Raw genomic sequence first — 11,731 nt, forward strand, 5'->3', positions numbered from 1 at the left:
GTCCCCCTTGCGGATCCATCCCAGCGGACCCACCCGGATCCCCCTATCCGAATGCGCCTTTCGCTATCTCTGTCGCGGCACGTCGTATGTTTCTAGCTTCACGCCGCGAAACACTCCGACTGTAGCCCGCGCTGGCGGTTCCGGCTGCACATATTTCACCACTTCCTTTACAACTTCTTGCGGTTGTGGTGCGGGTGCCACAGTGGGCTTCGCCTTGCTCAATTGATCTATCTGGCTGCCGACCCGTTCCACGGCCTGGGCCAAGCCATCAATCTTCTCGCTGGCGCGCTTGCGCTCTTCTGCCGCCGCGGCGTCTGCAGCCTTCTGCCGCTCGAGCTCGGCCTGCCTCTTGGCGACATCCTCCGGCGTATCGCCGGTCAGGTCTGCAAGTGTGACTCTCTCCGTCGCTTCGCCCTTGTTGGCCGCAGTCTGGCGAAGCGCCAGGGACAGCTGACCGGCACCGGCGGCTAGCGTCAGCTTCTGCGCATCCTTGGTGCTGACCTCGACGGTTACCGCTTTAACAACTTGCGGGTTTTCTTTGCTCTCGTCGGCGACCTGATCGACGGCAAGCACCTTGACGCTCTGCAGCAGCACGTCGACGAAACTTCTGTCGGCGCCTTCGTCGCCGCGCACGTTGCGGGTCAGAAGTATGTCGACGCGGTCGCCGGGAAACACAAAACCCGCGACGCCCAGAACATCGTTAACGCGGATCGAAACGGCCTTCATTCCTTGCGCTAGCACCGCCGAGAGCGTGGCTCGCTGGCCCGGACCGGTGATCTTGGTAGCGAGAACCGGCTCGTTCACACCGATAGCCTGCAGCGCCTGCTTTGTGCCATCGCCGGCGAGCAGGTCTTTGGTCGTCTTGAAAGCGCCAACTGGTACCGCACCTGCAGGCCAGGGAATTTCGCGTAATTTGTCGGCGCTCAGCGAGTCGCCGAATTTGAGCGGCGTAGCAGCCACTACAATGGTGTCACGCGCCAAATCGCCGGGCTTGGCCATGGCGCTGCGTTGGTTTGCTAACCACATATTAGCAAGCACCACTGCCAGCACGCCGAAAACTCCGGCGAGAATGATCATGATTACAGTATTCGCGCGCATCGCCAGCCCCCGCTGAACTACAACCATCGACGCCAGGATTTTCCTGGCGTCGATGATCTCACTGCTTATCGATTACGTACCCGAAATCGCCGAGTACAATGCGGTCCACTTGCCGCTCACCCAGCCGCCGACCAGGATAATGGTCGCGATCACGGCAACGGTGATAATGCCGAGAAGAACCGTGTATTCGACCATAGCAGCGCCGTTTTCATCGTCGCGGAACTGCCGGGTCATCGTCATGAGCTTCTTCATGCCAATTTCTCCCTTTTGGAGGTTTGAACCCGACGAGACGAGCCTAAGGATGAACCCCATACCCAAGCATCCCCCGTCACGTTCAATCCTTGTCCCGGAGAAAAGCCGAGTCAAACGGATTAACAGTCCGTTAATCTTTCAATACTCGATCTGAAGGCTTCTCATTTTTCACAAGAGCTTGATTCGCTTCATTTTTCAAGCGATCTTAACCATTCGTTCATAATTCTGCCTCGTTCGGTCGAACGTTCCGCCACATTAGCGGTGGCGCATAAATCATTATATCTGGCAACTTAGGCGAACAGGTATGGCCAGGGCGACAAAGGTCCTAAGACTTTGGTCGGCGCGCCAGGAACGAGGCAAAATAAAACGATTTCTCACGTGCGTCTTTTTTAACTATGTCGCAAGTAATACTTCTCGTGTGTCCTATACGCCGCTTGTGCCCCTCGTGGTTAACGATTAGTTTTCGATGTCGGGGAAATCAGAAGGGGTTCGGCGACATGTTGGGTCGCTTCATAAAAGGGCCGGGTGAGCAGCGCGCACCGCAAACAACGCACGCGCCCGCGACGCCCAATGGCGCGGTGGTCGTGCAGCCGGTTCAGTCCGAGCCAGCTACCGACGATTTTCTGTCACTAAAAGTGGATCTGCACAGGCATCTCATCGACAGGTTCAATCTGACCGCCCTTGAAAACGCTTCTAAGGACGAAATACTCGATGAAATCCGGCCTATCGTGCGCGAATTCGTCCGCGGCCGAAACACGCCGTTGAACGCGCGAGAGCTCGATCAACTGACCAGCGACACGGCGGACGAGATGCTGGGGCTCGGTCCGATCGAGCCTCTGCTCAAGGACGACTCCATCGCCGACATCCTGATCAACACACACAAGCACGTGTTCATAGAACGCCGCGGCGTCTTGGAGGAGACCTCAATCCGATTCCGTGACGAGGCGCATCTCCTTCGGATTGTTAACAAGATCGTTTCGAATATCGGCAGGCGTGTTGACGAATCGGCGCCGATGGTCGATGCGCGTCTCGACGACGGCTCGCGCGTCAACATCGCGGTGCGGCCGATCTCGGTCGATGGCCCGCTGGTTTCGATCCGCAAGTTCTCCAAAAATCCCTATTCGCTCGAACGCTTAATGGCATTCAACTCGATCCGCCAACCCATGGTCGAGCTGCTGCGGATTGCGGTGCAGTCGCGCAAGTCTATTCTGGTTTCTGGCGGTACCGGCAGCGGCAAGACCACACTGCTGAATGCATTGTCGAGCTATATCCCTGCAAAGGAGCGCCTAGTCACGATCGAGGACGCAGCGGAACTGCAATTGCAGCAGCCGCATGTCGGCCGGCTGGAGACACGTCCGCCCAATGTCGAAGGCAAGGGCGAGGTCCGTCAGCGTGAGTTGTTGAAGAACGCGCTGCGCATGCGGCCGGACCGCATCATCGTCGGCGAGGTGCGCGGCGAGGAAGCCTTCGACATGCTTCAGGCTATGAATACCGGCCATGAAGGCTCGATGACAACCATTCACGCCAATACGCCCCGAGATGCGATATCACGTCTCGAACAGATGGTCGGTATGGCCGGCATGCCGATGACCAACGATTCGATCCGGGCGCAGATCGCCTCGGCTATAGACATAATTGTGCAGACGCAACGCCTTTCCGACGGCGGACGACGAGTGGTTTCGATTTCGGAGATTACCGGAATGGAGGGCAACGTGGTCCAGTTGCAGGAGATCTATCATTTCGTTCGTCGCGATATCGCCTCGGACGGCACGATTATCGGCGAGTTTCGCGCCACAGGCGTGCGGCCGCGTTTTGCAGCTGAAGTGGCGACCCTGGGGCACCATTTCGCCAAGGACGCCTTCAATCCGCAGGTGCCGCTCTGATGTTTTCCGGCCAAACGCTACTTTATCTGGTCTACGTGCTAGCCGCGGCTTCTGTCATCCTCGCCGTGGAGGTTATGTACGTTTCGGTCGCCGGGACACGCGCAAGGGCAGGCATAATAAACCGCCGCCTTCAGGTTATGGGCGAGGATGCTCCAGCAGAACGAAGCCTGCAAGGACTTCTCCAGGAGCGGGGGTTGACCGTTTCGGGGGATTTTGCCTTCGGCGCCGTAGCCCTTAATCGCCTCTACACGCAGTCCGGCATAACCGGCAATCCAATCAGTTTCGCAGCGGTCTTCATCCTGGCAGGACTCGTGGTTGCGATGATCGCAACACTCCTGCTGGGGTTCTCGGCTCCCGCCGCGGGTCTCATCTTCCTATTTGTTGCATTCGCTTTGCCTTTCCTTGTGCTGCGGCGGGCTAGAGACAAGCGAATAAGCAAATTCGCTACCCAGCTTCCTGACGCGCTCGACATGATAGTGCGCTCCCTCCGCGCCGGTCATCCAACAACGGTGGCGATCGGGCTTGTGGCACGCGAAATGCCGGATCCTCTTGGCACCGAGTTCGGCATTGTCTCGGACGAGATCTCGTTTGGCCTCAGCCTTGAGCAGGCCGTGCGCAAGCTGTCGGAGCGTGTCGGTTTCGAAGGATTGCACCTTTTGTCGGTGTCACTTTCCATTCAGGCAAAGACCGGCGGCAATCTTACCGAAATTCTGTCCAATCTCGCGTCGGTGCTGCGCGAGCGGCGCAAGCTTCGGCTGAAGATCAGGGCCTTGTCGGCCGAGGGCCGAATGTCAGCGTGGATAATTTCTCTCTTTCCGGTGCTAATGTTCTTCATTTTGTTGGGAATCGCCCCAAGCTACTATGGCGATGTTTGGAGCAGCCCTCTCATTTGGCCGGTCTTCGTCATCTTCGGATCTTGGGCCCTCTTGGGCGACTATATCATGTATCGCATGGTCAATTTCGATTTCTGAGATTGGGGCATCGGCTTGCTGAACGACCTTGGAAATTCGCCGATGTTGCTGTCGGTTGCTGTGTTCCTGGCCGCGGGCACTCTGTTCCTGCTGGTTGCTGTGATATTGATGCCAGTCTTTCAGACGAGGAAGCGGATCGCTGAAAGTCTCTTATCAGAAGGCATCACGAGTCGCCGCTCGTTGACAGCTCAGCAGGAGATTAACAGGATTTCGGCCCAGCGGCCGGTCGAGGCATATTTTCGTGCCCTAGAGAAAGAGCGTGGCGAACCCAATGCCTTGGAGGCGAAGCTGTTTCGTGCCGGCTTCCATCAGCCAAGTGCCCCAATCATCTACACGATTTCTCGTCTGGGCGCGGTGTGCATTGGCTTTCTCGTCAGCTACGCTATGTTTTCCCACATGCTGCCACCTCGATTGCCTAGTGTATTTGCCTTTGCGGGAGCGGCTCTAATCGGTCTGGGATGCATTGTTATCCCAAGCATCATGCTCGATCGCTTTGAGAATACTCAGAAACAGATCTACAGGCGTGGCTTTCCTGACTTCATGGACATGATGATCACTTGCGCTGATGCAGGCATGAGCCTGGAGGCTGCGGTTGATCGAGTCGGGAACGAACTTGCGGGCACTCACAAATGGCTTGGCATTCAGCTTTCGATCATGAATCTCCAATTGCGCGCCGGCAAGCCGTTGCGCGAAGCGCTGCGCGAATTGGCTGATCGCATTGGGCTGGAAGAAGCGAAGGCTCTAGCGGTTCTGTTTCGTCAATCGGAAGAACTCGGGACCAGCCTGACGGAGGCGTTGCGTGTCTACAGCGACGAAATGCGCAACCAGAGAATCATGCGCGCGGAAGAGCAGGCCAATGCGCTACCAGTCAAGATGATGATTCCCCTGGGCCTGTGCATCTTCCCGGTTGTGCTGATGGTGGTCATGTTGCCTGTGATCATACGCATGAAAGGCGTTTTCTTCTAGTTGAACATGTGCTTTGGTCCTATATGGGTCGGGGGACTCTCGGGGAAACTACATGAAGAAGCTGATCGCCGCGGCCGGCCTGTTAATGATTGCACTAGCCGGCTGTCAGACGAACGGGAAGGACACTGCGGATGGCGTGGTTCGCACCAACGAGCCGGCCAAAGGCGACTACACCGCCTTTGGCGATGCCTTCGACGGGCTGAAGACCGTCAGCGACGTTGAGTACTATGCCTCGGACCAGGCCGTCACCGAGGCCAAAACCCAGTTCCGCTCCGAGAACTATGGCAACGCCGGGGCCCTATTCTACAAGGCGACACGTTTGGCGCCTAATGATGGCGTCGCCTGGCTGGGCCTTGCTGCTTCCTGCGACCGCATTCGTCGTTTCGATCTTTCTGATATGGCCTACGGCCGGGCTTACCGTCTGCTTGGCGCGACGCCGGAATACTATAACAATCTCGGCTATTCCTATCTGCTGCGCGGAAAGCTGCAGCAAGCCCGCACCAATTTCCTCAAGGCCTATGAGCTTGCGCCAAACGACCCGACCGTGGCCAACAATCTGAAGCTACTGTCATCCAGCGTCCGCAACATAGAGCGGTCATGAGCCCTCTGCTCGCCGTATCGCTCCTGTTCAAGGCACTCGCGATCCCGTTGCTTGCCAGGATAGCCTGGACCGACTTCAAAACTCAGAAGATATCGAACCCTGAGGTGCTCCTACTCTTTTGCCTGGGTGTCGGTTCCTTGCAACTAATATCCGTCCAGGCCGGGTCTTGGTGGGACATGGGATTAAGTGCAATCGCCGGATTGCTGCTGTTCGTCGTTCTCTTTCCTCTCTGGGCTTTGCGGAAGCTGGGCGCCGGCGACGTGAAGCTGATGGCGATAATTCCATTCGTGATTGGAGGCACTGGCCTTGCCTTCTTCTCGATTTTGCTTCTGCTGTTTGCGCTCGCTACTGCCGCCATCATAAGATTTCCTTTCATGCTGCCCGAGGGGGCTTTTCGCATTTACGTTCAGCACCTAGACCGTAAGGGTGTCGTGCCGTTCGGAGTGCCAATCTCGTTTGCCGCGATCTGCACGATAGTGCTGGTGCTCACGAATAGCGTCTATGCTCATGTGTGATGGACTGCGATAGCGCGTGCAGCCAAGCTAAGCTGGACCTGATTAGAATGCAAACGACAGAGGTCACACTTAATAGCGGTAGCCTCGCAGCGTGGCGCGCAAACAATTCCTTTTATATTGCGATCGCGACTTATATGCTACCTGCGGTTTTCGCAGCTGAACATTGGGGAATCCCCATTGACGTGAAGCTTTACAATCAAGGTTTCTGGGTATTCGGCTGCGCTGTTGCAGTCGTCCTGTTTTCAACTATCTCTGTCCGCGTAATGCTTAGTCGGCCGGAGCGGATATTTCCACAGGTAAAAGCGCAGCTCAGAAAATACAGGCTTAAAGAAAGAATAATAAGAGGCGTTCCAGTTTTAATAGTGTTTCCCATATTTTTTTCGGTTTTCACAAGTATGAAAGCGGGCATAAGCAGGATAGTGCCATTTTATGCGGACTGGAAGCTAATTGAAATAGATAGAGTTGTGAATTTCGGCGTCGATGCTTGGAAGCTATTTCAGCCGATATTGGGGTTTGGGCGTGTAACGTTTATAATTAACTTTTTTTATAATCTTTGGTTTATATTTATGTTCGTGGTCCTATTTTGCGTCATATTCTCAGTGGGCAACGATCGCCTTCGCTCCCGCTATCTGGTGGCTTTTGTTCTGACGTGGGCAATCCTCGGAAATGTTGCAGCGACGATATTTGCTTCAGTTGGTCCCGCCTTCGTCATGCCGTTGTTCGGTGACGGCACCTTCGCGCCGCTTATGGACTACCTCGAGACAACGAACAATGTTTACCCTGTATGGGCTTTACACGCCCAGAACATGCTTCTCGCTAATGCAACGTCAGACGGTCCCCACATGGGTAGCGGAATTTCTGCCTTCCCTTCGATGCATCTTGCCATAGCCACGTTGAACGCAGTCTTCCTCTGGCGGTTTGGCGGTATATTGCGTTGGACTGGCGTTGCCTTTCTAGTTGTAACTCAGCTGGGCGCCGTGCACTTGGCTTGGCACTATGCGATTGATGGTTACGCTTCCATGCTAGCGACGGCGGTCATCTGGACGCTCACGGGATGGCTGTCAAAAAGCTCCAAATTTAGCTAAGGCCATTTATATTGGGGGGACCTTCGCTAGCGCGGGTCCAGGCGCACTACCTTGCAGTTCCGATGCAGAGCAGAAGTCCGAGGCAACTGGACAACTAGGTCAACCGCCATTTCCATAGCCGAACCGGCTTCTTCGGTATGATGGGCTCGCCGGCCGCAGCTGGTCTCGGAGCCTCAAACATCAGCCGTTCGGCAAGCGCGACAGCGCCAGCCCCCACCGCGCCGACAACAGCTAAAATCAGAAGCTTTCTAAGAAAATCCAACGGCCCACCACCCGAGTGAAATTTCAAAACCCCGCGGTCTGTTTCTCCACCAGCTTCAGTCTACCCTTTTCCACCTTGAAAAACGGCATCGATCTTTGGCTCGAGCCGTCGGCGCGGAAGCGGAACAGGCCGGTCGAGCCGCGGAAGCCGCTGGCGTTCTCCAGCACCTGTTTGGAGAAACCGTTCGGGCCGACCGAGCTTGCTATGCCGGCCGACAGCGCCACCATGTCGTAGGCGTAGGCGACGTTGACGTCGGGCTGATAGTTGTAGGTCGCCTTGAAACGGTCGGCGATCGGTCCGGTCTCGCTCTGGTCGAGCGTCGCGATATAGGCGCCCTCATAGAGCGGATCGATTGGGCGCTCGAGCCAGCGTTCGGTGCCGATCAGGTTCACCGCCTTGCCCGGAATACCCTTCGCCTTAAGGGCCGCCAGCACAGCGACAGGGCTGCCGTCGCCGCTGGCGACGACGACGGCGTCGGGCGCCTCGACCAGCGAGCCCATGTCCGACACCACCTTGGCGGCGTCCGACGCCGAATAGGGAAGCGTCACGGCAAGCGTCGCGCCATAGATGCTGAGCGCGTTGGCAACCCGCGCCTCGACGGCGCCGGCGTTCGCGCCCGCCGGCACCAAGAGCACGAATTTCTTGGCGCCCTTGCTGGCGACCGCTGCCGCGCCCGCCGCCGCGCTGTCGGCTTCGCTCAGCCGCACCGAATAGACGCCGGGGCCGCCGGCGAAATTGTCGGCCAGCGCCAGCACCGGCGGCCGCTGCGTGCCGGAGAGCTTGGCAAGGTGCTGCGCCGCCGCAAGCTCGGCCGGCCCGATGACGATTTTCACGCCGCCCGAGGTGATCGCCTTCACCGCCAGGTCCTTGGCATAGCCGCTGTCGCCGCGCGTGTCCTCGATCGTCAGCGTCACCAGCTTGTCGCCGAGATCGGCCATTGCCAGGCGTGCGGCATCATACATCTTCCTGCCGTTCTCGCCCGCGCTGCCGGGGGCGGAGAGCGGCAAAAGCATGGCGATCTTGGTCGAGCCAGTGCCGAGCGTCAGATTGGCCTTGGGAACGGTCGCTGCAGAGCTGGCGGTCAGCTGCGCTGGCGCGGCGGTGGTGGCTTGGCTTGCCGGAGCGGCGATCGCCCCGGGATCCAGCACTTCCGATGCGCCGTTCTTCGACTGGCAGCCGGAGATCGCCGCGACAACGGCAAAGGCGAGCGCCGGGGCCATTCCAGGAAAAGTGCGCAGCGGTTTCCCGTCCGCGATTGCGCAAAAACGCATAGCCGGACCAGTTCGGCGTTTCCCGGAAACGATGAACCGCTCCAACGCTCGCGAAAACCCGCGTCGGAAACGCCGCGCCACGCCGGCATGCGTGGCGACCCACGCCGGTCGCACGCAAGCGTCGGCCTCGGCGCAGACTGTCTTGGCCATCATCGCAGCTGGTCGGCGCGCCCGTCAGCTCAGTGCATGTACTCGACCATGCGGTCGTGGAAGCATTCGCACTTGTTGAGGTAGTCCTCGTCCTTGTAGTTGGTCTTGAGATAGCCATAGGCCTTGCCGCAGGCGACCTTGGCTTCCGAGGCCCAGACGAAGGCGGGGCGCGACGAGTTGATCCATTCCGGGCTGTTGGCGACGGCGACCGATTCGTCCATCAGCTTCACCACATGGTCCTTGAGCTCGACCATGTTGTCGGTCAGCACCAGGTCCGAGGTGCCGACGGTGCGGCAATAATTCACCGCCGGCTCGCCGATGATATCTGCGGCAAAGCCGGTCGATCCGGCGAGCAGCACCGCCACGGCCGAGGCCAGCAGTCTTACGGAATGTTTCATGTAAGCCCCTCTCCAAATTGCGAATTCACGGTTCGCTAACGCTAGCATAGCAGCACGGCCGCGCATAAGCACTAAATCGTGGCCGTGTGCTGTTGATGGTTCGTGTCGTCGTAAAGGATGTTGATTGTTCCGGCCGCAGGCGCGTTCTGAAGAACGGCGACATCGACGAAGTTGGCGGGATTGCCCGAGCCGCTGGCGTCCACGCTCACCGTATTGGTTTCGCTGTTATAGTGGACGTAGTTGTTGATATTGCCGGCAGGCGCGGTGTCGAACAGGGCGCTGAGGTCGATCTTGTCGCCCTCCGAGCCGTGGTAGCCGGTGATCAGATCCTTGATGTCCAGGCTGTCCAGCTTGAACGTATCGGCGCCCAAAGTGCCGGCCATGGTCGACGCAGCTCCGGAAGCGGCGCTATCGAAATTGCCGAATCCGATATCGGCGACCGCGCCCGTCTCGCCATTGGCGGTCGTGAAAGTTGCTTCGCCATAGGTCAGGACCGAGCCGTCGGCCGACACCGAATGCTGGTTGTTGCTTTCCAGTCCGATCTCGACGATGCCCAAAGCGGCAAGGCTCTTGAACTCACCTGGGTCCGACACGCCATTGCCATTGGCATCCTGCCAGACACCAAATTGCGCGAAGTCGTGGTCGGCGGCGGTCAGCTTGCCGTCATGGTTCGTGTCGTAGACCTGCTCGAGCGCGGCAAGGTCGGTCGCAGCACCCACGGCGTGCTGGGTGAAGACGATTTCCGAGCCGTTGTTCACCTTGCCGTCGCCGTTGAGGTCGATCGCCAGGATACCGTCATGCGAATCTACCCAGGCGGTCTTCGAGGCGACACCATCGCCGTTGTAGTCGAACGAAACAGTGGAGTGCGTGAGATCGGTGGTCTGGATTCCGTCGTGGTTGAGGTCGAGCACCACCGGGGTGGCGACGGCGAAGGGCGTCAAGCCGTCTTTTACGTGAACAGTGAAATTCGCCGTTCCAGTCTGGTCGCCGTCACCGTCCGTAAGCTGCAGCGTCACCGGAATCGTGTGGTCGACCGTGGTCGATGTCACACCGACGTCCGTGAGGTTGAGCTTGGTCTTGCCCGAAGACTCGTATGCGTCGACCCAGGCGATCTGCAGGCCTGCAGGCGAATTGATGGTCAGCGACGTCGCACCGGTCGTTGGAATGAAGGAAGCGGTGCTTCCGTCGGTGTAGTGGGCGACGAATTCGACCTTGTTGCTGGCGCTCACCGCGTCGAACGAAAATTTGGCATAGCTGACATTCGCCATGGTGATGGCCGGGGGCGTATAGCCGCCAGCGCCGTCGTAGTCGTTCGGCGCACCGAAATCGAAGCGCATGAACTCGCCCGCGTCGAAGTTGTTGTTGCCAAGTCCCCAACCGGCGGTCGAGCCGTTGACATTGGACGTCTGCGCGAGCGACGGATTGCCGCCTGCCAGCCAGGCAGCCTCGTGAGCTCCAGTGAAGATGCCGCCGGCATCCGTGGGTGCCCATCCGGTCACCATCACGATGTTCTGGCCGCCGGCCGTCACGACGATGGAATTGCTGGGGCCGGAGCCAAAGGCGCCGTTTGAGGCGACAGAGACATTGCTTGTCGACCCGTCAAGCTTGGCCAGCAGATCGAAGGTGTATTGCCCCGAGGTGCCGGCCGCGGTGTTCACCGTGACCGTGAAGACCGCCGTGTCGCCGGCGTCATGGCTTCCGTTGTTGTTGTTGTCGGCGTAGGCCGTCAGCACGTTGCCGACCTGCTCTGTGACAAGATTGTGCCCATTGGAGGTCAATCCGGTTGTATTGACCGTGATCGTCATGGCCGCGCCGGCGCCGTCAGCACCGGGAACGAAATTGATGGCCCCGACGGCGGGCGTCTGCGCGGGGTCGTTGCTGGCCTGCTGGCTCTGCACGCTGTTCAGCGTCGGCACGTCGTCGACGATGTTGACGGAGAGCGTGCCGGTGGCGTTCTGGCCGTCCTGGTCGGTGAGCGAGACGGTCATGTTCTCGAACAGGCTGTTGGTGCCCTGGCCGGCGGCATGCGCCTCGTTGTCGTTGAGCGTGTAGGTGTAGCTGACGACGCCGGTTGCGGCATTGTAGCCGGTGACGTTGAGCGTGTTGCCGAGCGCCGTGGTGAAGGAGCCGGCGCTGAAGACGCCGTTGGTGATGAAGGCGTGGCCGTCGATGCTGAGCGTGGCGATGCCGTCGGGCGAGGCGATGGTGAAGGTGCCGCCCTGGGTGGTGCTCTCCTTGGAGGTGTCGGAGCCGGCCGATTCACCGGCGCCGCGGCTGGC

11 protein-coding genes are annotated in these 11,731 nt (G+C 58.7%); 6 read left to right on the forward strand and 5 right to left on the reverse strand.

Annotated features, from left to right (window positions below):
* Nucleotides 1-63: 63 nt before the first annotated feature.
* Both cpaB and P9230_RS10515 read right to left on the reverse strand, forming a co-directional pair.
* Nucleotides 64-1,098: a Flp pilus assembly protein CpaB gene (gene cpaB, locus P9230_RS10510; protein ID WP_347403998.1), complete on the reverse strand. Its 1,035-nt coding sequence runs from the start codon at nt 1,096-1,098 to the stop codon at nt 64-66.
* Nucleotides 1,099-1,170: 72 nt separating this feature from the next.
* Nucleotides 1,171-1,350 (reverse strand): Flp family type IVb pilin, encoded by a 180-nt coding sequence (locus P9230_RS10515; RefSeq protein WP_278118742.1) that lies wholly within the window; start codon nt 1,348-1,350, stop codon nt 1,171-1,173.
* A 497-nt stretch (nt 1,351-1,847) separates the two neighbouring features.
* Between P9230_RS10515 and P9230_RS10520 the strand changes: the two genes are divergently transcribed.
* Genes P9230_RS10520 through P9230_RS10545 form a run of 6 tightly spaced genes read left to right on the forward strand, consistent with a single transcriptional unit; the run spans nt 1,848 to nt 7,371 of the window.
* A complete protein-coding gene (locus P9230_RS10520; protein WP_278118744.1) occupies nt 1,848-3,233 on the forward strand; it encodes a CpaF family protein in 1,386 nt (461 codons plus the stop codon).
* The gene (locus tag P9230_RS10525; RefSeq protein WP_278118747.1) at nt 3,233-4,204 is read left to right on the forward strand and encodes a type II secretion system F family protein; all 972 of its coding nucleotides are present in this window, start codon (nt 3,233-3,235) and stop codon (nt 4,202-4,204) included. The genes P9230_RS10520 and P9230_RS10525 overlap by 1 nt, the downstream gene beginning before the upstream one ends.
* Before the next feature lie 15 nt (nt 4,205-4,219).
* Complete coding sequence (locus P9230_RS10530; RefSeq protein WP_278118749.1) at nt 4,220-5,170, forward strand: type II secretion system F family protein; 951 nt, start codon at nt 4,220-4,222, stop codon at nt 5,168-5,170.
* A 52-nt stretch (nt 5,171-5,222) separates the two neighbouring features.
* Nucleotides 5,223-5,771, forward strand: a complete 549-nt coding sequence (locus P9230_RS10535) for a tetratricopeptide repeat protein (protein ID WP_278118751.1) — start codon at nt 5,223-5,225, stop codon at nt 5,769-5,771.
* Nucleotides 5,768-6,286 (forward strand): prepilin peptidase, encoded by a 519-nt coding sequence (locus P9230_RS10540; protein WP_278118753.1) that lies wholly within the window; start codon nt 5,768-5,770, stop codon nt 6,284-6,286. The genes P9230_RS10535 and P9230_RS10540 overlap by 4 nt, the downstream gene beginning before the upstream one ends.
* A gap of 47 nt (nt 6,287-6,333) precedes the next feature.
* The gene (locus P9230_RS10545) at nt 6,334-7,371 is read left to right on the forward strand and encodes a phosphatase PAP2 family protein (protein ID WP_278118755.1); all 1,038 of its coding nucleotides are present in this window, start codon (nt 6,334-6,336) and stop codon (nt 7,369-7,371) included.
* Nucleotides 7,372-7,656: 285 nt separating this feature from the next.
* Here the strand turns inward: P9230_RS10545 and P9230_RS10550 are convergent, their stop codons facing one another.
* The 3 genes from P9230_RS10550 to P9230_RS10560 all read right to left on the reverse strand — a co-directional run.
* Complete coding sequence (locus tag P9230_RS10550; protein WP_278118756.1) at nt 7,657-8,853, reverse strand: penicillin-binding protein activator; 1,197 nt, start codon at nt 8,851-8,853, stop codon at nt 7,657-7,659.
* A gap of 230 nt (nt 8,854-9,083) precedes the next feature.
* Nucleotides 9,084-9,452, reverse strand: coding sequence for a hypothetical protein (locus P9230_RS10555; protein ID WP_066989339.1), 369 nt, complete (start codon nt 9,450-9,452; stop codon nt 9,084-9,086).
* Between the two features lie 71 nt (nt 9,453-9,523).
* Nucleotides 9,524-11,731, reverse strand: a 2,208-nt coding sequence (locus P9230_RS10560) for a type I secretion C-terminal target domain-containing protein (RefSeq protein ID WP_278118758.1), incomplete at its 5' end; no start/stop codon positions are given.

The sequence above is a fragment of the Mesorhizobium sp. WSM4887 genome (assembly GCF_029625865.1).
In the GTDB taxonomy this organism is placed as follows: domain Bacteria; phylum Pseudomonadota; class Alphaproteobacteria; order Rhizobiales; family Rhizobiaceae; genus Mesorhizobium.